At 61.0% G+C, this 21,332-nt stretch carries 15 protein-coding genes; 14 read left to right on the top strand and 1 reads right to left on the bottom strand.

Going from position 1 to position 21,332, the window contains the following annotated elements; genetic code table 11:
• The first annotated feature begins 34 nt into the window (after window positions 1–34).
• The 3 genes from rpmE (at window position 35) to OC71_RS26390 (ending at window position 2,526) form a co-directional block, all read left to right on the top strand.
• Window positions 35–250 (top strand): 50S ribosomal protein L31, encoded by a 216-nt coding sequence (rpmE, locus tag OC71_RS26400; protein ID WP_041074926.1) that lies wholly within the window; start codon window positions 35–37, stop codon window positions 248–250.
• A 41-nt stretch (window positions 251–291) separates the two neighbouring features.
• Window positions 292–1,074, top strand: coding sequence for a thermonuclease family protein (locus OC71_RS26395; RefSeq protein ID WP_041074952.1), 783 nt, complete (start codon window positions 292–294; stop codon window positions 1,072–1,074).
• A gap of 183 nt (window positions 1,075–1,257) precedes the next feature.
• Window positions 1,258–2,526: a malic enzyme-like NAD(P)-binding protein gene (locus OC71_RS26390; protein ID WP_041074924.1), complete on the top strand. Its 1,269-nt coding sequence runs from the start codon at window positions 1,258–1,260 to the stop codon at window positions 2,524–2,526.
• Between the two features lie 235 nt (window positions 2,527–2,761).
• Here the strand turns inward: OC71_RS26390 and OC71_RS26385 are convergent, their stop codons facing one another.
• Window positions 2,762–5,206, bottom strand: coding sequence for a penicillin-binding protein 1A (locus OC71_RS26385; RefSeq protein WP_371260460.1), 2,445 nt, complete (start codon window positions 5,204–5,206; stop codon window positions 2,762–2,764).
• Window positions 5,207–5,425: 219 nt separating this feature from the next.
• Here OC71_RS26385 and OC71_RS26380 point away from each other — a divergent pair, with 219 nt between their 5' ends.
• The 11 genes from OC71_RS26380 (at window position 5,426) to hemE (ending at window position 21,225) form a co-directional block, all read left to right on the top strand.
• On the top strand, window positions 5,426–6,490 hold the full coding sequence (locus OC71_RS26380) for a pilus assembly protein PilM (protein ID WP_041074920.1): 1,065 nt from the start codon (window positions 5,426–5,428) through the stop codon (window positions 6,488–6,490).
• Window positions 6,490–7,056, top strand: a complete 567-nt coding sequence (locus OC71_RS26375; protein WP_041074918.1) for a PilN domain-containing protein — start codon at window positions 6,490–6,492, stop codon at window positions 7,054–7,056. The genes OC71_RS26380 and OC71_RS26375 overlap by 1 nt, the downstream gene beginning before the upstream one ends.
• The gene (gene pilO / locus OC71_RS26370) at window positions 7,053–7,676 is read left to right on the top strand and encodes a type 4a pilus biogenesis protein PilO (protein ID WP_041074916.1); all 624 of its coding nucleotides are present in this window, start codon (window positions 7,053–7,055) and stop codon (window positions 7,674–7,676) included. Before OC71_RS26375 ends, pilO begins: the two co-directional genes overlap by 4 nt.
• Entirely contained in the window at window positions 7,673–8,200 is a 528-nt protein-coding gene (locus tag OC71_RS26365) for a pilus assembly protein PilP (protein ID WP_041074914.1), read from the top strand. The genes pilO and OC71_RS26365 overlap by 4 nt, the downstream gene beginning before the upstream one ends.
• Before the next feature lie 13 nt (window positions 8,201–8,213).
• Window positions 8,214–10,286, top strand: a complete 2,073-nt coding sequence (pilQ, locus tag OC71_RS26360; RefSeq protein ID WP_041074912.1) for a type IV pilus secretin PilQ — start codon at window positions 8,214–8,216, stop codon at window positions 10,284–10,286.
• Between the two features lie 4 nt (window positions 10,287–10,290).
• Window positions 10,291–10,809: a shikimate kinase AroK gene (gene aroK / locus OC71_RS26355; RefSeq protein ID WP_027611316.1), complete on the top strand. Its 519-nt coding sequence runs from the start codon at window positions 10,291–10,293 to the stop codon at window positions 10,807–10,809.
• 151 nt (window positions 10,810–10,960) lie between these two features.
• Entirely contained in the window at window positions 10,961–12,061 is a 1,101-nt protein-coding gene (gene aroB / locus OC71_RS26350; RefSeq protein ID WP_041074910.1) for a 3-dehydroquinate synthase, read from the top strand.
• A gap of 10 nt (window positions 12,062–12,071) precedes the next feature.
• Entirely contained in the window at window positions 12,072–13,661 is a 1,590-nt protein-coding gene (locus tag OC71_RS26345; RefSeq protein ID WP_041074908.1) for an AAA family ATPase, read from the top strand.
• A gap of 350 nt (window positions 13,662–14,011) precedes the next feature.
• The gene (gene gltB, locus OC71_RS26340; protein WP_041074906.1) at window positions 14,012–18,457 is read left to right on the top strand and encodes a glutamate synthase large subunit; all 4,446 of its coding nucleotides are present in this window, start codon (window positions 14,012–14,014) and stop codon (window positions 18,455–18,457) included.
• Between the two features lie 33 nt (window positions 18,458–18,490).
• Window positions 18,491–19,909, top strand: coding sequence for an FAD-dependent oxidoreductase (locus OC71_RS26335; RefSeq protein ID WP_007909438.1), 1,419 nt, complete (start codon window positions 18,491–18,493; stop codon window positions 19,907–19,909).
• 248 nt (window positions 19,910–20,157) lie between these two features.
• Window positions 20,158–21,225, top strand: a complete 1,068-nt coding sequence (gene hemE, locus OC71_RS26330) for a uroporphyrinogen decarboxylase (RefSeq protein ID WP_007968321.1) — start codon at window positions 20,158–20,160, stop codon at window positions 21,223–21,225.
• The last annotated feature ends 107 nt before the right edge of the window (window positions 21,226–21,332 follow it).

Below are 21,332 nucleotides of genomic sequence, written 5' to 3'. Positions count from 1 at the left end.
TTGGGTGGCGGCACGCTAGCCTGAGGAATACACCATGAAAGCTGATATCCACCCGGATTACCCAGTAGTTGCTGTTACCTGCAGCTGCGGCAACAAGTTCGAAACCCGTTCGACCTTCGGCAAAGCCCTGGCGATCGACGTTTGCAACGAGTGCCACCCGTTCTACACCGGTAAGCAGAAGACTCTGGACACCGGTGGTCGCGTTCAGAAGTTCGCCGACCGTTTCGGTGCCTTCGGCGCCAAGAAGTAAGATTGGTCATCCTGGAAAGCCTCTACGGTTTTTCAAGGCTGATGAAAAAGGCGTCCCTTGTGGGCGCCTTTTTTGTGTCCGCGATTTGGCTGTCCGGCGCCCAGGCTTTCTGCACCGCGCCCAAAGGGCTGAGCAGCGTTGCGGTACAGCGCGTGGTCGACGGCGACACCCTGCGCCTGAGCGATGGACGTAGCGTGCGGATGATCGGTCTCAACACGCCGGAACTGGGCAAGCAGGGCCGCAGTGATGAGCCCTTCGCCGTGGCCGCGCGCAAGCGCCTTGAAGCTTTGGTGGCGGACAGCGGCGGTCGGGTCGGTTTGCTGCCGGGCAAACAGGCCCAAGACCATTACGGTCGCACCCTCGCGCATGTCTACAGTTCAAGCGGCGCCAATCTTGAAGCGCAAATGCTTGCCGACGGCCTGGGTTTTCAAGTGGCGGTGGCACCGAATGTCGATCTGGTTGCCTGTCAGCAAGCCGCCGAACAGCGTGCACGACTCGCTGGGCGCGGGGTCTGGCGCCAGTCGCCTGTACTGAAAGCGGAGCAGATCCGCGCTTCGGGGTTCGCCGTGGTCAGTGGGCGTGTGAGCAAGGTTCAGCGCAATCGTGGCGGAATCTGGATCGAGTTGCAGGGCTCGGTTGTACTGCGCGTTGCGCCCAATCTGCTCGGACAATTCGACAATTCCCGGTTGCAGTCGCTCAAAGGCAGGCAGGTCGAGGCTCGCGGCTGGGTCGTTGACCGTTCGCGGCGTGGTGGGTTGAAACCGGATCAGCCGCGTTGGCTACTGCCATTGACCGATCCGTCGATGCTGCAAAGTACGCGCTGAAGAAAAATTGTAGACATTTTTTCTATCGATTGTGAACAGTCCAGCCCTTGTGCGCCGTGGCTCTTGGCCCAAAGTCGTAGGACAGGGCGCTTGACAGGGGTGACCGCTCAGTCTTGTGGGGACTTTGCGAGGCGCGTATCCTCGCTGACCAGTCTGTCCAACAGTAAAAAGCGGAATGCCAAAATGTCTGATCTGAAAACTGCCGCTCTCGAATATCATGCCAATCCTCGTCCAGGGAAGCTGAGTGTCGAGCTCACCAAGGCCACTGCTACCGCCCGCGACCTGTCGCTGGCGTACAGCCCCGGCGTAGCTGAACCAGTGCGCGAGATCGCCCGCGATCCTGAACTGGCCTACAAATACACCGGCAAGGGCAACCTGGTTGCAGTCATTTCCGATGGCACCGCGATTCTGGGTCTGGGTAACCTCGGCCCACTGGCTTCCAAGCCGGTAATGGAAGGTAAAGGCGTACTGTTCAAGCGCTTCGCCGGCATCGACGTGTTCGACATCGAAGTCGACTCCGAAAGCCCGCAAGCCTTCATCGACACCGTAAAACGCATCTCCATCACCTTCGGTGGCATCAACCTGGAAGACATCAAGGCGCCTGAGTGCTTTGAGATCGAACGTGCTCTGATCGAGCAGTGCGACATTCCGGTATTCCACGATGACCAGCACGGCACTGCGATCGTGACCGCAGCCGGCATGATCAACGCCCTGGAAATCGCCGGCAAAACCCTGCCGGAAGCCAAGATCGTCTGCCTCGGTGCTGGCGCTGCGGCCATCTCCTGCATGAAGTTGCTGGTGAGCATGGGCGCAAAAATCGAAAACATCTTCATGGTTGACCGTACCGGTGTGATCCACTCCGGCCGTGACGACCTGAACCAGTACAAAGCGGTATTCGCTCACGCCACCGACAAGCGCAGCCTGGCTGACGCTCTGCAAGGCGCTGACGTGTTCGTCGGTCTGTCCGGCCCGAACCTGCTGAGCGCTGAAGGCCTGCTGTCGATGGCGGCCAACCCGATTGTCTTCGCCTGCTCGAACCCGGATCCGGAAATCTCCCCGGAACTGGCGCACGCCACCCGCAGCGACGTGATCATGGCCACCGGTCGTTCCGACTACCCGAACCAGGTCAACAACGTTCTGGGCTTCCCGTTCATCTTCCGTGGTGCCCTGGACGTTCGCGCCAAGCGCATCAACGAAGAAATGAAAGTGGCTGCAGCCAACGCCCTGCGCGAACTGGCCAAACTGCCAGTGCCACAGGACGTGTGCGACGCCTACGGTGGTGCGCCGCTGGAATTCGGCCGTGAGTACATCATTCCGAAGCCAATGGACAAGCGCCTGATCACCCTGATCTCCGACGCTGTGGCGAAAGCTGCGATCGAGACCGGTGTGGCGACCCTGCCGTATCCGAAGAACTACCCGCTGAAAAGCGTGGATGACGTGTTCAACGGCTAAGCCGTTGTAGCGCTCCAACGAAAGCCCCGGCTTGTGAGAGTCGGGGCTTTTTGTTTGGCAGATCAAAAGATCGCAGCCCGCGGCAGCTCCTACAGTTGGCCTTGGTGGCCGCCGATTTCGCGGATCGGCGCCGATTCTGTAGGAGCTGCCGCAGGCTGCGATCTTTTGATCTTGCTTTGAAGCACAAAAAAGCCCCGCGCTTCTCACGAAGGCGGGGCTTTTTGCTTGGGCTGGATCAGAACAGATCGATCGGCGCCTGCTCATCCGCTGGCAGCGGGCTGCCCGGTACGGCACCGTTGCCCAGCTCATTCACCGAGGGCGGCGTGTCTTCGGACTTGAACAGCTCGAAGTAGGCGCCCGGCGTGCTTGGCGTTGCCGCACGACCGCTGACCGGATCCACCCGCAGGCTGAGAATGCCTTCCGGCTCAGGCTGCACATGCGGCGGCTTGTCCTTGAGCGCGGCCGACATATAGTTCATCCAGATCGGCAGCGCCACGGTGCCACCGAACTCGCGACGACCGAGGCTCTCTGGCTGGTCGAAACCGGTCCACACGGTGGTCACGTAATCGGCGTTGTAACCGGAGAACCATGCATCCTTCGATTCGTTGGTGGTACCGGTCTTGCCCGCGATGTCGCTGCGACCCATGGCCAGCGCGCGGCGACCGGTGCCGAGCTTGATCACGTCCTGCAGCATGCTGTTGAGGATGTACGTGGTGCGGCCATCGACAATTCGCTCAGCCACCGCAGGCACTTGTGGCGCAGCCGTAGCGCCCGGGGCTTCGCCCGGAACCGCAGCGGTGTTGACGGTAATCGGCTGAGGCGTCGGCGCTGCGATGCCATCGGTCGCCGAGCCGCCCTGTGGCACGGTCGGCGGGTTGGCGACGAACAGCGTGTCGCCGTTGCGGCTTTCGATCTTGTCGATGATGTACGGGGTGATCTTGTAGCCGCCGTTGGCGAAAGTGCTCCAGCCGGTAGCGATCTCCATCGGGGTCAGGGTTGCGGTGCCCAGCGCCAGCGAAAGGTTCGGTGGCAGGTCCTGCTTGTTGAAACCGAAGCGGGTGATGTAGTCGATGGTCTTGCCGACACCCATCGCCTGCAACAGACGGATCGACACCAGGTTACGCGACTTGTACAGCGCTTCGCGCAGACGGATCGGGCCGAGGAAGGTGTTGGTGTCATTCTTCGGCCGCCAGACTTTGTCCAGGTACTCGTCGACGAACACGATCGGGGCGTCGTTGACCAGGGTCGCGGCGGTGTAACCGCTGTCCAGCGCAGCGCTGTAGACGAACGGCTTGAAGCTCGAACCCGGCTGACGCTTGGCCTGCAGGGCGCGGTTGTAGTTGCTCTGTTCGAAGGCGAAACCACCGACCAGCGAGCGAATCGCGCCGTTCTGCGGATCCAGCGACACCAGCGCGCCTTGCGCCTGCGGGATCTGGCTGAACTTCAGCGAGTTGTTCGGCTGACGCTGCACGCGAATCAGGTCGCCGACCTGCGCCACGTCCGACGGCTGGCGCGGTGCGGCGCCCATGCTGTTGGTATTGAGGAACGGGCGGGCCCATTTCATGGTGTCCCAGGCGACGTGCTCTTCGCCGGTACGGGTCAGCACCTGCAAGCCATTCTTGTCGACCTGGGTGACGATGGCCGGCTCCAGGCTGCTGATGGTGCGCTGCTTGGTCAGTTCGGTGGCCCACGCTTCGTGGGTCTTGCCTGGCAGGCGCGACTCGGGGCCACGGTAGCCGTGACGCTGGTCGTAGGTCATCAGGCCTTCGTGCAACGCGGTGTTGGCCATTTCCTGCAGGTTGCTCGGCACGGTGGTGGTGACGCGGAAACCTTCTGTGTAGGCGTCGCTGCCATAGCGGCCGACCATTTCCGCACGGGCCATTTCGGCGATGTACGGTGCGTTCACTTCCGGGGTCGGTACGTGATAGCTGGCGTTCAGCGGCTCGTTGATCGCGGCGGTGTAGTCGGCCTCGGAAATTTTTCCAAGCTTGTACATGCGGCCGAGGATCCAGTCGCGGCGTTCTTTGCTGCGCGCCGGGTTGGCCAACGGGTTGAAGCGCGACGGGGCTTTCGGCAGGCCGGCGATCATCGCCATCTGCGCCAGGCTGACGTCGCGGATCGACTTGCCGTAGTACACCTGCGCCGCCGCCTCGATGCCATAGGCGCGGTTACCCAGATAAATCTTGTTAACGTACAGCTCAAGGATCTCGTCCTTGGTCAGCTGTCGCTCGATTTGCAGGGCCAGAAGAATCTCAGTGGTTTTGCGCGAGAAGCTGCGTTCGCTGGTCAGGAAGAAGTTCTTCGCGACCTGCATAGTGATGGTGCTGCCGCCGGACTGGATGTGGCCGCTTTTGACAAGTTGGGTCGCGGCACGCATCAGGCTGCTCGGATCGACGCCATAGTGGTTGGCGAAATTGTCGTCTTCAGCACTTAGTAACGCATTAATGAAATTGGGTGGAATGTCGGCGAAACGGATCGGAGTACGGCGCATTTCGCCAAATTCTGCGATCAACTTGTTGTCGCTGCTGTAGACCCGCAGCGGAATCTGCAACTGAATGCTTCTCAGCGCCTCCACAGACGGCAAACCCGGACTAAGGTAAAGAAACGCGCCACTGAGACCTAAAAGCAGTCCGCAGAAAACGGCGACGATGGACCAACCGAAAAATTTCAGCAGACGAATCAAGGCTTTTAAGCATCCAGGGCAAAGAATGAAGGTGGCGACAGGGTTCCGGTAACACACAGAACGGCCCGCGCCGGCAGTAAAAAGCGGAAAAAAACGCTGGGCATTATAAGCACTTTTCTGCTGGGGGCGTCATTTGCGCTTCTGTCAAGGCGTGATCAAGGAACGCAAGACGTATTACAGAGTCCGTAACTCACGGAAAGTCATAGGGAATTGGTAGTGCTGGGACTCTTCAATAAAAAGACCGATACGTTACTGGGGATCGACATCAGCTCCACTTCGGTGAAGCTGCTGGAGCTCAGCCGTCAGGGCGACCGCTACCGGGTCGAAGCCTACGCGGTGGAGCCGCTGCCGCCCAACGCGGTGGTCGAAAAGAACATCGCCGAGCTTGAAGGCGTGGGCAATGCCTTGTCCCGTGTACTGGTCAAGGCGCGCACCGGGCTCAAAAGCGTGGCGGTGGCGGTGGCCGGTTCAGCGGTGATTACCAAGATCATCGAGATGGATGCCGGGCTGACCGATGACGAACTGGAAAACCAGCTCAAGATCGAGGCCGATCAATACATCCCCTACCCGCTGGACGAGGTCGCCATCGATTTCGAGGTCCAGGGTGTGTCGCCACGCAACCCGGAGCGGGTCAACGTGCTGCTGGCCGCCTGTCGCAAGGAGAATGTCGAAGTTCGCGAGGCAGCGCTGGCGCTGGCCGGGCTGACTGCGCGCGTGGTCGATGTCGAGGCCTACGCGCTGGAGCGCTCGTTCGGCCTGCTCGCCACTCAATTGGCCGCCTCGCAGGAACGTCTGACTGTCGCCGTGGTGGACATCGGCGCCACCATGACCACCCTCAGCGTCCTGCACAACGGCCGCATCATCTATACTCGCGAGCAACTGTTCGGTGGCCGGCAACTGACCGAGGAAATCCAGCGCCGCTACGGTCTGACCGTCGAGCAGGCCGGACTGGCGAAAAAGCAGGGCGGTCTGCCGGATGACTATGTCAGCGAGGTGTTGCAGCCATTCCGTGACGCCCTGGTGCAGCAGGTCTCGCGCTCATTGCAGTTCTTTTTCGCCTCCGGGCAGTACCATTCGGTCGATCACATTCTGCTGGCCGGCGGCACAGCCTCGGTACCGGGGCTGGATCGCCTGATCGAGCAGCGTCTGGGCACCCCGACCCAGGTCGCCAACCCGTTTTCCGACATGGCCTTGAGCAGCAAGGTCAACGCCGGGGCCCTGGCCAGTGACGCGCCGGCCCTGATGATCGCCTGCGGGCTCGCGCTCAGGAGTTTCGACTGATGGCGCGGATCAACCTTCTCCCCTGGCGTGAAGAACGCCGCGAAGAGCGGCGCAAGCGTTTCCTGCTGATTCTCATTGGAGTCTTCGTCGGCTCGGTGGGCGCGGTATTTATCGCCGATCAGATCTTCAGTACCGCCATCGAGCGGCAGGCCGAGCGCAATGCCTACATCGGCAAACAGATTGCCGTGGTCGACGAACGAATCAAGCAAATCAGCGAACTCAAGGCGCGGCGCCAGCAACTGGTCGAGCGCATGCGCATCATCCAGGACTTGCAGGGCAACCGGCAGATCAGCGGGCGGATCTTCGACCAACTGGCGCGCACGCTGCCGGACGGGGTGTATTTCACCAGCGTGAAACTGGCCGGCAAGACGCTGTCGATCAGCGGCGCGGCCGAGTCGAACAATCGCGTTTCGGAGCTGATGCGCAATCTGGACGCCTCAGACTGGTTCGACGCGCCGAGTCTCAATGAAGTGAAAGCGACGACTGCCGGTCAGGTGGACCAGGCCAACGTCTTTCAACTGACCGTTCGTCAGACCCAGCCGGCCGTGACGGAGGGCGACAAATGAAACCGTCCGAATGGCTGCAAAGTCTGCGCAATATCGACTTCAACGATCTGGACACCAGCAATATCGGCTCCTGGCCAACCGCGGTGAAAAGCATCGCGGGAGTGTTCCTGGCGGTGCTGGTGCTGGCGCTTGGCTACAACTTTTTCATCAGCGACATGGAAAACCAGCTGGAAGCCAGGCGTCAGGAAGAAGACACCTTGAAAGAGCAATTCGCCAGCAAGGCGCGCATGGCCGCCAACCTGGAGCTGTACACCCAGCAGATGAAGGAGATGGAAAACACTTTTGGCGTGCTCCTGCGGCAGTTGCCCAGCGACACCGAAGTCCCGGGATTGCTCGAAGACATCACCCGCACCGGGCTGGGCAGCGGTCTCGAATTTGAAGAGATCAAACTGCTGCCGGAAGTGACTCAGCCGTTCTACATCGAGTTGCCGATCCAGATCACCGTCACCGGGGCTTACCACGACCTTGCGACGTTCGTCAGTGGGGTTGCCGGGTTGCCACGGATCGTCACCTTGCACGATTTCGAACTGGCACCTGCCAGCCCCGATGGCGGGACGAAGCTGCGCATGAACATCCTCGCCAAGACTTACCGCTACAACGACAAGGGGTTGGACAAATGACCCCGTTTCGTTTTTTCGCCCTGTCAGTGCTGTTGTTCGGCCTCAGTGGTTGCGGCGGCAGTGACGAGTTCAGTGACCTCGACGCCTACATGAACGAAGTACGTCTGCGGCCGGCCGGCCGTATCGAGCCGACGCCGACGTTTCATTCCTATCCCACGTTCACCTACAGCGCGGCCAACCTGCGCAGCCCGTTCTCGCGTCAGGTGCGAGTCGATCTGGCCGGGCACCAGCGCGGCTCGCGCAACGTCAAACCCGACCCCAACCGGGTCAAGCAATACCTCGAAGGTTTCAACATCGAGCAGTTTGAAATGGTCGGCACGATCTCCAATGCCTCCGGCTCCTTTGCGCTGCTGCGCGGGGCGGGCGGGGTGCATCGGTTGAAAGTCGGCGACTACCTGGGGCGCAACGATGGGCGCATCGTCGCCATCAGCGCCACTCAGGTCGATGTGGTCGAGATCGTGCCCGACGGCGAAGGCGCCTGGCTGGAACGTCCGCGCACCATTCCTTTGAAAGAGCACTCATAGTGGAAGTCGAACAATGAACAGGATTTTCTCCACCCTCGGTTTTTCGCTATGGATAGCGCTGCTTTCACCGATGGTTCAGGCGGCCAGTCTCAAGGCGCTGGATGTCGCGGCGTTACCGGGTGACCGTGTCGAGTTGAGGCTGGCGTTTGATAGTCCGCCACCGCAACCCAAGGGCTACACCACCGAATCGCCGGCGCGAATCGCCCTGGACCTGCCGGGTGTCGCCAGCCAACTGACGAACAAGACCCGCGATCTGGGCAGCGGCAACGCCCGCAGTGCGACAGTGGTCGAAGCCAGCGACCGCACGCGTCTGATCATCAACCTGACGCAACTGACGCCGTATACCTCACGGGTCGAGGGCAACAATCTGTTCGTGGTGGTCGGGCAGGGCGCCAAGCCTGCTGCGCCAAAGCCTGCCGCTGCTGCGCCGCGACCGGTTGCGGCTCCGGCGAAGGCTTACACCCCTGTCGCCAAAACCATTCGTGGCGTCGATTTCCAGCGCGGTACTGCAGGGGAGGGGAATGTGGTCATCGACCTGTCGGACCCGACCATCGCCCCGGACATCCAGGAGCATGACGGCAAGATCATTCTCAGCTTTGCCCGCACCCAGTTGCCCGACAGGCTGCGGGTACGCCTCGACGTCAAGGACTTCGCCACCCCGGTGCAGTTCGTCAATGCCGCCGCCACTGGCGATCGCGCGGTGATCACCGTCGAGCCCAGCGGCACGTTCGACTATTCCACCTACCAGACCGACAACAAGCTGACCGTCAGCATTCGCCCGATGACCGTCGATGATCTGCAAAAGCGCAACGCTGACCGCAACAGCTACAGCGGCGAAAAGCTTTCGCTGAATTTCCAGGACATCGACGTGCGCTCGGTGCTGCAACTGATCGCCGATTTCACCAACCTCAATCTGGTGGCCAGCGATACGGTGCAGGGCGGGATCACCTTGCGTCTGCAAAACGTGCCATGGGATCAGGCGCTGGATCTGGTGCTGAAGACCAAAGGTCTGGACAAGCGCAAGATCGGCAACGTGTTGCTGGTGGCGCCGGCCGACGAAATTGCCGCCCGCGAACGCCAGGAGCTGGAGTCGCAAAAACAGATCGCCGAGCTGGCACCGCTGCGTCGCGAGCTGCTGCAAGTGAACTACGCCAAAGCGGCGGACATTGCCAAGTTGTTCCAGTCGGTGACCAGTGCCGAAGCGAAAATCGATGAACGCGGCTCGATCACGGTCGATGAACGGACCAACAACATCATTGCCTACCAGACCCAGGATCGCCTCGACGAACTGCGGCGGATCGTGGCGCAGCTGGATATACCGGTGCGTCAGGTGATGATCGAAGCGCGGATCGTCGAAGCCAACGTTGATTACGACAAGAGCCTGGGCGTGCGCTGGGGCGGTTCGATCCAGAACAAGGGCAACTGGAACACCTCCGGGGTCAGTAACGGCACCTCGACCACCATCGGCACACCGGGCAGTACCAGCACCAACTCGCCGTTCGTCGACATGGGCACGGTCGGTAACACATCCGGGATCGGCATCGCTTTTATCACCGATAACGTGTTGCTCGATCTTGAGCTGACCGCCATGGAAAAGACCGGCAATGGTGAGATCGTCTCCCAGCCGAAAGTGGTTACCTCCGACAAGGAGACCGCGAAAATCCTCAAAGGCACCGAGATTCCGTACCAGGAAGCCAGCTCCAGCGGTGCGACGTCGGTGTCGTTCAAGGAGGCTTCGCTGTCGCTGGAAGTGACGCCGCAGATCACCCCCGACAACCGCATCATCATGGAGGTCAAGGTCACCAAGGACGAACCGGACTACCTGAACAAAGTGCAGGATGTACCGCCGATCAAGAAGAACGAAGTCAACGCCAAAGTGCTGGTAAACGACGGCGAGACCATCGTGATTGGGGGCGTTTTCTCAAATACTCAAAGCAAGGTCGTAGATAAGGTGCCATTTCTTGGCGATGTGCCGTATCTTGGCCGCCTTTTCCGGCGTGATGTGGTTTCGGAGAAAAAATCCGAGCTGCTGGTATTTCTCACTCCGCGTATCATGAATAACCAGGCGATTGCTGTGAGTCGTTGATTCTGTGCGAAATTTGATTCTTGTAGGACCGATGGGCGCTGGAAAAAGCACCATCGGCCGGTTGCTGGCCAAAGAGCTGCGCCTGCCGTTCAAAGATTCCGACAAGGAAATTGAACTGCGCACGGGCGCCAATATCCCGTGGATCTTCGACAAGGAAGGCGAACCCGGCTTTCGTGACCGTGAGCAGGCGATGATCGCCGAGCTGTGCGCGTTCGACGGTGTGGTGCTGGCGACCGGCGGCGGCGCGGTGATGCGCGATGCCAACCGCAAGGCCCTGCACGCGGGCGGACGGGTGGTGTATCTGCACGCCTCCGTCGAGCAGCAGGTCGGGCGTACGTCGCGCGATCGCAATCGCCCTTTGTTGCGCACCGCCGATCCGGCGAAAACCCTGCGAGACCTGCTGGAGATCCGCGATCCGCTCTATCGAGAGATCGCCGATCTGGTGGTGGAAACCGACGAACGGCCACCGCGCATGGTGGTGCTCGACATTCTCGACCGTCTGGCACAGCTTCCACCCCGTTAAAGCGCCGCCGGAAATGCGCTATCCTCGGCGTCCGGTCACCGCCGTCGAGGTTGTGGCGGATGGCGTGCGAGCGGCGTCACATCAGCTAAAGGTCGCGGACATCCAATAATTCAAGGCAGGACGCCTGCTTCCATCTTCACTGTGGGGACACATGCAGACACTCAAGGTCGATCTAGGCGAGCGCAGCTACCCGATTCATATTGGCGAAGGTTTGTTGGATCAGCCCGAGTTGCTGGCGCCGCATATCCACGGGCGGCAGGTGGCAATCATCTCCAACGAGACCGTTGCGCCGCTCTATCTCGAACGTCTGACCCGCAGCCTTGCGCCGTTCTCGGTGATTTCCGTGGTGCTGCCGGACGGCGAAGCCTTCAAGAACTGGGAAACCCTGCAACTGATCTTCGACGGCCTGCTGACTGCCCGTCATGACCGCCGCACCACGATCATCGCCCTCGGCGGCGGGGTCATCGGTGACATGGCCGGTTTTGCCGCCGCCTGCTACCAGCGCGGTGTCGATTTCATCCAGATTCCTACCACGCTGCTGTCCCAGGTCGATTCGTCGGTGGGCGGCAAGACCGGTATCAACCATCCGCTGGGCAAGAACATGGTCGGCGCGTTCTATCAGCCGAACGTCGTGCTGATCGATACCGCATCGCTGAAAACCCTGCCAGCGCGTGAGTTGTCGGCCGGTCTGGCCGAAGTCATCAAATACGGGCTGATCTGCGACGAGCCGTTCCTGAGCTGGCTTGAAGAAAACATCGATGCCCTGCGCGCACTGGATCAGAAGGCCCTGACCTACGCCATTGAGCGTTCCTGCGCGGCCAAGGCTGCGGTGGTCGGTGCCGATGAGAAGGAAACCGGCGTGCGTGCCACGCTCAACCTCGGCCACACCTTCGGCCACGCCATCGAGACCCACATGGGCTATGGTGTCTGGTTGCATGGTGAGGCGGTCGCCGCTGGCACCGTGATGGCGCTGGACATGTCCGCGCGCCTGGGCTGGATCAGCGAGCAGGAACGTGACCGCGGCATTCGTCTGTTCCAGCGTGCCGGTCTGCCGGTGATCCCGCCGGAAGAAATGACCGAAGCCGATTTTCTCGAACACATGGCAATTGATAAAAAAGTGATCGACGGTCGTCTGCGCCTGGTGCTGCTGCGCCGGATGGGCGAAGCGGTGGTGACCGCCGATTATCCGAAAGAGGTTTTACAGGCCACGCTGGGAGCGGATTACCGCGCTCTGGCTCAGCTTAAAGGTTAATAAGATTCCGATGACTAGTTTGCATGCCGACGAGGCGTTCCTCGGCCATTTCCAGTTAAGTCACGACCCTTTCGCGCCGCGGGTGCCGGGCTTCAAATTCTTCCCGGCCCAGCGCAAGCCGGTGCTGGGGCAACTGCACCATCTGGCGCGTTACAGCCAGTTGCTGCTGGTGGTCACTGGCCCGCAAGGCAGCGGCAAGACTCTGCTGCGCCAGGCGCTGGTAGCCAGCACCAACAAGCAATCGGTGCAAAGCGTTGTGGTTTCGGCCCGTGGAGCGGGCGATGCCGCCGGGGTGCTGCGTCAGGTTGCTCAGGCGCTGGATGTTGGGCAGGCCGAGGTCGGCGCGATTCTGGCGCAGGTGGTACAACTGGCGCTCACTGGTCAGGAAGTCTATCTGCTGGTGGATGACGCCGAGCAGCTCGACGAATCCGCGCTCGAAGCGCTGATGGCGCTGGGTGCCGGTGCACCGGAAGGTCGCCCGCACGTGTTCCTGTTCGGTGAGTCGTCGCTGATCGCGCAGCTCGAGGCCTTGCACCTTGAGGAAGAGCGCTTCCACGTCATCGAATTGCAGCCGTACACCGAAGAAGAGACCCGCGAATATCTCGACCAACGGCTCGAAGGTGCGGGCCGGGGTGTCGAACTTTTTACCGCGGATCAGATCTCTGAGATTCACGAAAGCTCGGAGGGTTGGCCTGGCAACATCAACCAGGTCGCTCGCGATGCACTGATCGAAGTCATGATTGCCAGCCGCTCTGCGGTCAAGCGTCCAAGTATGGGGTTCAACATGCCGAAGAAACACGTATTGGCGATTTCCGCCGTCGTTGTGGTCGCGGTCGCCGCCGCCTGGCTGATGCCGGGTCGCAACAAGGCACCAACCACCGGCACACCTGCCAACGAACAGGCACAACTGCCGTTGGGCCAAGGCGCCAAGGGTGGCGCGCCGAACGTCGAGTTCGCCGGCAATACCCAGCCGATGCCGCTGCCGCTGGTCGGCAACTCGCAGCCGGTAATGCGCGGCCCGTTGGCTGAGGCCGCAGGCGGCATCACCGAAGGTGACGATGGCGTGCCGGTCGAAGGTTCCAGCGCGACGCCGCCGACCGTAACGACTTCCGCACCACCGGCAGGTGTTCCGGCCGGTCCAGCGCCGACGCCAGTACCTGTTCCGGCGGCCAAGCCGACCCCGGCACCGACTCAGGTCGCTACCGCCAAGCCTGCTCCGGCAGCGCCAGCGGCCAAACCGGCCCCGGCGCCGGCCAAGCCTGTTGCTGCCGCCAAACCGGCCGAGAAGCCGGTTACCGTGGCCAAGGCTGCCGGTGGCAACTGGTACGCCGGTCAGCCGACCAGCAACTATGTGGTGCAGATCTTGGGCACCAGCTCCGAAGCGACCGCGCAAAACTTCGTCAAGGAGCAGGGCGGTGAGTACCGTTATTTCAAGAAAGTCCTCAACGGCAAGCCACTCTACGTGATCACCTATGGCAACTTCGCCAATCGTGATGCAGCCGTTTCTGCCATCAAGGCCTTGCCAGCGAAGGTTCAGGCTGGTAAACCTTGGCCTCGCACTGTCGCCAGCGTCCAACAGGAACTGGCAACAACTCGCTGAAGATTCGGCGGCCTTACCCAGGCCGCCTCTCCAAGCACCTCAAAATTTCTACAAGTGCGCGCCGTCTCTACAGACCGCGTGCCTTGTGGTGTCTGCGTCACAGTAGTCTTTGAGTCGTTGCAGTCAGAATTAAAAAAGTTTTGACTAGCACAGCAGATCGCTTTAAACCTTTCACAAATGCGACATGAATTTGCGACATTTCGTCGTCAAATTTGTGAGCGTCTGTGTCGCTGTGTACAATGACCACCCTTTTGCCCCCGCAAAGCCGGCGTACGTTCGGCGCGGCAAGCAAGTGGTTGAATTGAAAAGAAATTTGCCTCGTAAAGAGGCAGCCTGGTGAGAAAGTGTCTATGAAAGCAGGTCTGTACCAACCAGATGAATTCAAGGATAACTGCGGTTTCGGCCTGATAGCCCATATGCAGGGCGAGCCCAGTCATACCCTTTTGCAAACGGCCATCGAGGCCCTGACCTGCATGACCCACCGCGGTGGGATTAATGCCGACGGCAAGACCGGTGACGGTTGCGGTCTGCTGATTCAAAAGCCCGATGCCTTCCTGCGGGCGATGGCCCAGGAAAACTTCAGCGTCGTGCTGCCCAAGCAATATGCCGTGGGCATGGTCTTCTTCAATCAGGACCCGGCCAAGGCCGAAGCCGCTCGCGAGAACATGAACCGCGAGATCCTCGCTGAAGGCCTGCAACTGATCGGCTGGCGCAAAGTGCCGATCGACACCAGCGTCCTCGGCCGTCTGGCCCTTGAGCGTCTGCCGCAAATCGAGCAGGTGTACATCGGCGGTGAAGGCCTGAGCGATCAGGACATGGCGGTCAAGCTGTTCAGCGCCCGTCGTCGCTCGTCGGTGGCCAACGCCGCCGATACCGACCACTACATCTGCAGCTTTTCGCACAAGACCATCATCTATAAAGGCCTGATGATGCCGGCCGACCTGGCCGCGTTCTATCCGGACCTCGGCGATCAGCGCCTGCAAACCGCGATCTGCGTGTTCCACCAGCGCTTCTCCACCAACACCCTGCCGAAATGGCCGCTGGCTCAGCCATTCCGCTTCCTCGCGCACAACGGCGAGATCAACACCATTACCGGTAACCGTAACTGGGCGCAGGCCCGTCGGACCAAGTTCACCAACGATCTGATGGATCTGGAAGAACTCGGCCCGCTGGTCAACCGTGTCGGTTCCGACTCCTCGAGCATGGACAACATGCTCGAACTGATGGTTACCGGTGGCATCGACCTGTTCCGTGGCGTGCGGATGATCATTCCGCCAGCGTGGCAGAACGTTGAAACCATGGACCCGGATCTGCGTGCGTTCTACGAGTACAACTCGATGCACATGGAACCGTGGGACGGCCCGGCCGGCGTGGTGATGACCGATGGTCGTTACGCGGTGTGCCTGCTCGACCGTAACGGTCTGCGTCCGGCGCGCTGGGTCACCACCACCAACGGCTTCATCACCGTTGCGTCGGAAATCGGCGTCTGGAACTACCAGCCGCAAGACGTGATCGCCAAGGGCCGTGTCGGCCCGGGCCAGATCCTCGCCGTGGACACCGAGACCGGGCAGATCCTCGACACCGACGCGATCGACAACCGTCTGAAATCCCGTCATCCGTACAAGCAATGGTTGCGCAAGAATGCCCTGCGCATCCAGGCGACCATGGAAGACAACGACCACGGTTCGGCGTTCTACGACGTCGATCAGCTCAAGCAATACATGAAGATGTATCAGGTCACGTTCGAAGAGCGTGATCAGGTGCTGCGTCCGCTTGGCGAACAGGGCTACGAAGCCGTGGGTTCGATGGGCGACGACACGCCGATGGCCGTGCTGTCGCAGCGCGTGCGCACGCCATACGACTATTTCCGCCAGCAGTTCGCGCAGGTGACCAACCCGCCGATCGACCCGCTGCGTGAAGCGATCGTGATGTCGCTGGAGATCTGCCTCGGTGCCGAGCGCAACATCTTCCAGGAATCGCCGGAGCACGCCTCGCGCGTGATCCTCAGCTCGCCAGTGATCTCGCCGGCCAAGTGGCGCTCGCTGATGAACCTCGACCGCCCGGGTTTCGAGCGGCAGATCATCGACCTCAACTACGACGAAAGCGTCGGCCTCGAAGCGGCGATCCGCAACGTTGCCGATCAGGCTGAAGAAGCCGTGCGTGCCGGACGTACCCAGATCGTCCTGAGTGACCGCCATATCGCCCCGGGCAAGCTGCCGATCCACGCTTCGCTGGCCACCGGCGCGGTGCACCACCGCCTGACCGAAAAAGGCCTGCGCTGCGATTCCAACATCCTCGTGGAAACCGCGACCGCCCGCGATCCGCACCACTTCGCGGTGCTGATCGGTTTCGGCGCCTCGGCGGTGTATCCGTTCCTGGCCTACGAAGTGCTGGGCGACCTGATCCGTACCGGTGAAGTGCTGGGTGACCTCTACGAGGTATTCAAGAATTACCGCAAAGGCATCACCAAAGGTCTGTTGAAGATCCTGTCGAAGATGGGCATCTCGACCATCGCGTCCTATCGCGGTGCACAGCTGTTCGAAGCCATCGGTCTGTCCGAAGAAGTGTGCGAGCTGAGCTTCCGTGGCGTGCCGAGCCGCATCAAGGGTGCGCGTTTCGTCGACATCGAAGCCGAGCAGAAAGCCCTCGCTACCGAAGCCTGGAGTCCGCGCAAGCCGATCCAGCAGGGCGGTCTGCTGAAGTTCGTCCACGGTGGCGAATACCACGCGTACAACCCGGACGTGGTCAACACTTTGCAAGCCGCCGTGCAGCAGGGCGACTATGCCAAGTTCAAGGAATACACCTCGCTGGTGGACAACCGTCCGGTGTCGATGATCCGTGACCTGTTCAAGGTCAAGACCCTCGACAAACCGCTGGACATCAGTGAAGTCGAGCCGCTGGAATCGGTGCTCAAGCGCTTCGACTCCGCCGGTATCTCGCTGGGCGCCCTGTCGCCGGAAGCTCACGAAGCCCTGGCCGAAGCCATGAACCGCCTCGGTGCGCGTTCCAACTCCGGCGAAGGCGGTGAGGACCCAGCACGTTACGGCACCATCAAGAGTTCGAAAATCAAGCAGGTCGCGACCGGCCGTTTCGGGGTGACCCCGGAATACCTGGTCAACGCCGAAGTGCTGCAGATCAAGGTCGCTCAGGGCGCCAAACCGGGCGAGGGCGGGCAACTGCCGGGCGGTAAGGTCAACGGGCTGATCGCCAAGCTGCGTTATGCAGTGCCGGGCGTGACCCTGATTTCGCCACCGCCGCACCACGACATCTACTCGATCGAAGACTTGTCGCAACTGATCTTTGACCTGAAACAGGTCAACCCGAAGGCGCTGGTCTCGGTGAAACTGGTAGCGGAAGCAGGCGTCGGCACCATCGCCGCCGGTGTGGCCAAGGCCTACGCGGACTTGATCACCATCTCCGGCTACGACGGTGGTACCGGTGCTTCGCCGCTGACCTCGATCAAATACGCGGGCGCTCCGTGGGAACTCGGCCTGGCCGAAACCCACCAGACCCTGCGCGGCAACGACCTGCGCGGCAAAGTCCGGGTGCAGACCGACGGTGGCCTGAAAACCGGCCTCGACGTGATCAAGGCCGCGATCCTCGGCGCCGAAAGCTTCGGCTTCGGTACTGCGCCGATGATCGCGCTGGGCTGCAAATACCTGCGTATCTGCCACCTGAACAACTGCGCCACCGGCGTCGCGACCCAGAACGAGAAGCTGCGCAAGGATCACTACATCGGCACCGTCGACATGGTGGTGAACTTCTTCACCTACGTCGCCGAAGAAACCCGTGAGTGGCTGGCCAAACTGGGTGTGCGTTCCCTCGAGGAGCTGATCGGCCGCACCGATCTGCTGGAAGTCCTCGAAGGCCAGACCGCCAAGCAGCATCACCTGGACCTGACCCCCCTGCTGGGCAGCGATCACATCCCGGCGGACAAACCGCAATTCTGCGGCGTTGAGCGCAACCCGCCGTTCGACCAGGGCCTGCTGGCCGAGAAAATGGTCGACATGGTGACTTCGGCGATCAATGACCTCAGCGGCGCCGAGTTCGATCTGGATATCTGCAACTGCGACCGTTCGATCGGTGCGCGGATCTCCGGCGAAATCGCGCGCAAGCACGGCAATCAGGGCATGGCCAATGCGCCGATCACCTTCCGCTTCAAAGGCACGGCCGGTCAGAGCTTCGGCGTGTGGAACGCCGGCGGTCTGAACATGTATCTGGAAGGCGACGCCAACGACTACGTCGGCAAAGGCATGACCGGCGGCAAACTGGTCATCGTGCCGCCGAAGGGCAGCGTCTATCAGACTCAGAACAGCGCCATCATCGGCAACACCTGCCTGTACGGCGCCACCGGCGGCAAGCTGTTCGCCGCTGGTACTGCGGGCGAGCGTTTCGCTGTGCGTAACTCCGGTGCCCACACCGTTGTGGAAGGCACTGGCGATCACTGCTGCGAGTACATGACCGGTGGTTTCGTCTGCGTTTTGGGCAAGACCGGTTACAACTTCGGCTCTGGCATGACCGGTGGTTTCGCCTACGTGCTCGACCAGGACAACACCTTCGTTGACCGGGTCAATCACGAACTGGTGGAAATCCAGCGGATCAGCGGCGAGGCGATGGAAGCCTACCGCAGCCACCTGCAGAACGTGCTGAACGAGTACGTCAAGGAAACCGAGAGCGAGTGGGGTCGTGAACTCGCCGAGAACCTTGATGACTACCTGCGTCGTTTCTGGCTGGTGAAGCCTAAGGCTGCCAACCTGAAATCGTTGCTTTCCAGCACTCGTGCCAACCCGCAGTGATATGCGCCTGAAGAGTTTGATGAGGTTTTAACAATGGCTGAACGTCTGAATAACGACTTCCAGTTCATCGATGTCGGGCGCAAGGATCCGAAGAAGAAACTGTTGCGTCAACGCAAGAAAGAGTTCGTCGAGATCTACGAACCGTTCAAACCCCAGCAGTCGGCCGACCAGGCCCACCGCTGCCTGGGTTGCGGCAACCCGTATTGCGAATGGAAGTGCCCGGTGCACAACTTCATTCCCAACTGGCTGAAGCTGGTGGCCGAGGGCAACATCCTCCAGGCTGCCGAGCTGTCGCACCAGACCAACACCCTGCCGGAAGTCTGCGGCCGGGTCTGCCCGCAGGATCGTCTGTGCGAGGGTGCCTGCACCCTCAACGACGGTTTCGGTGCGGTGACCATCGGTTCGGTCGAGAAGTACATCACCGATACCGCGTTCGCCATGGGCTGGCGCCCGGACATGTCCAAGGTCAAGCCGACCGGCAAGCGTGTCGCGATCATCGGTGCCGGCCCGGCGGGTCTGGGTTGTGCTGACGTGCTGGTGCGTGGCGGCGTGACCCCGGTGGTGTTCGACAAGAACCCGGAAATCGGCGGTCTGCTGACCTTCGGCATTCCCGAGTTCAAGCTTGAGAAGACCGTGCTGAGCAATCGGCGCGAAGTCTTCACCGGGATGGGCATCGAATTCCGCCTCAACACCGAGGTCGGCAAGGACGTGACCATGGAGCAACTGCTCGCCGAATACGATGCGGTGTTCATGGGCATGGGCACCTACACCTACATGAAGGGCGGTTTTGCCGGTGAGGATCTGCCGGGCGTCTACGACGCGCTGGATTTCCTGATTGCCAACGTCAACCGCAACCTGGGCTTTGAAAAGTCGCCGGAAGATTTCGTCGACATGAAAGGCAAGAAGGTTGTGGTGCTCGGTGGTGGCGACACGGCGATGGACTGCAACCGCACCTCGATCCGCCAGGGCGCCAAGTCGGTGACCTGCGCCTATCGTCGTGACGAAGCGAACATGCCCGGCTCGCGCAAAGAGGTGAAGAACGCCAAGGAAGAAGGCGTGAAATTCCTCTACAACCGCCAGCCGATCGCGATCGTCGGCGAAGACAAGGTCGAAGGCGTGAAAGTGGTCGAGACCCGTCTCGGTGAGCCGGACGCCCGTGGACGTCGCAGCCCCGAGCCGATCCCGGGCTCCGAAGAGATCATCCCGGCCGACGCCGTGGTCATCGCGTTCGGTTTCCGCCCGAGCCCGGCACCGTGGTTCGAACAGTTCGAAATCCAGACCGACAGCCAGGGCCGCGTCGTCGCGCCTGAGCAAGGTCAGTACAAGCACCAGACCAGCAACCCGAAAATCTTCGCCGGTGGCGACATGGTGCGCGGTTCCGACCTGGTGGTGACGGCGATCTTCGAAGGCCGCAATGCGGCTGAAGGGATCCTCGATTACCTGGGCGTCTGATCAACTTCCAATATTTGGAATGCAATACCTGTGGGAGCTGGCTTGCCAGCGATAGCATCAACTAGGTTTACCTGAGAAACCGAGTTGCCTGCATCGCTGGCAAGCCAGCTCCCACAGTGCTTTGTGTTGCTGCAAAAATTTGCATTCCAACGCAATAAATTGACCCGATAGACAAAAGGCTGACCTGCATCCGTGCCTTTTGCGTCGCGCTCTGAGAAAATGCCCGCACTTTTTTTCCGGATGCCGACATGACTGCCCTGAAGAACGACCGTTTCCTCCGCGCCCTGCTCAAGCAACCCGTTGACGTCACCCCGGTGTGGATGATGCGCCAGGCCGGCCGCTACCTGCCTGAATACCGCGCCAGCCGTGCCCAGGCAGGTGATTTCATGAGCCTGTGCATGAATCCGGAATTCGCTTGCGAAGTCACGTTGCAACCGCTCGACCGCTACCCGCAACTGGACGCGGCGATCCTGTTTTCCGACATCCTCACCATTCCCGATGCCATGGGCCAGGGCCTGTACTTCGAGACCGGTGAAGGTCCGCGCTTCAAGAAAGTCGTCAGCACCCTGGCGGACATCGAAGCGCTGCCGATCCCGGATCCACACAAGGATCTCGGCTATGTGATGGACGCGGTCAGCACCATCCGCCGCGAGCTGAACGGCCGTGTGCCGCTGATCGGCTTCTCAGGCAGCCCGTGGACCTTGGCGACCTACATGGTCGAAGGCGGTTCGTCGAAAGACTTCCGCAAGACCAAGGCGATGCTCTACGACAACCCGCAAGCCATGCACCTGCTGCTGGACAAGCTGGCGCAGTCGGTGACCTCGTACCTCAACGGCCAGATCCAGGCCGGCGCGCAAGCGGTGCAGATCTTCGATACCTGGGGCGGCAACCTGTCGGCGGCGGCGTATCAGGAATTTTCCCTGGCCTACATGAAGAAAATCGTCAGCGGCCTGATTCGCGAACACGACGGGCGCAAGGTGCCGGTGATCCTCTTCACCAAGAACGGCGGCCTGTGGCTGGAAAGCATCGCCGAGGCCGGCGCCGACGCACTGGGTCTGGACTGGACCTGCGACATCGGCAACGCCCGCGCCCGTGTTGGCGACAAGGTCGCGCTGCAAGGCAACATGGACCCGACCGTGCTCTACGCCAAACCGGAAGCGATCCGCACCGAAGTCGGGCGCATTCTGGCCAGCTACGGCAAGGGCAGCGGCCATGTGTTCAACCTCGGCCACGGCATCACCCCTGAGGTCGATCCGGAGCATGCGGGCGCGTTCCTGCGTGCGGTGCACGAGTTGTCAGCGCAGTATCACGAGTGATCGACGCCCAATAAAAAACGCCCGGCCAATGCCGGGCGTTTTTGTACAAGATCAAAAGATCGCAGCCTGCGGCAGCTCCTACATTGGGATTCGCGTTTCCCTGTAGG

Source organism: Pseudomonas sp. W15Feb9B, assembly GCF_000828175.1.
GTDB classification, from domain to species: domain Bacteria; phylum Pseudomonadota; class Gammaproteobacteria; order Pseudomonadales; family Pseudomonadaceae; genus Aquipseudomonas; species Aquipseudomonas parakoreensis.
The sequence above is the reverse complement of the archived record's forward strand: the minus strand, read 5'-3'. Positions and strand labels throughout refer to the sequence as shown.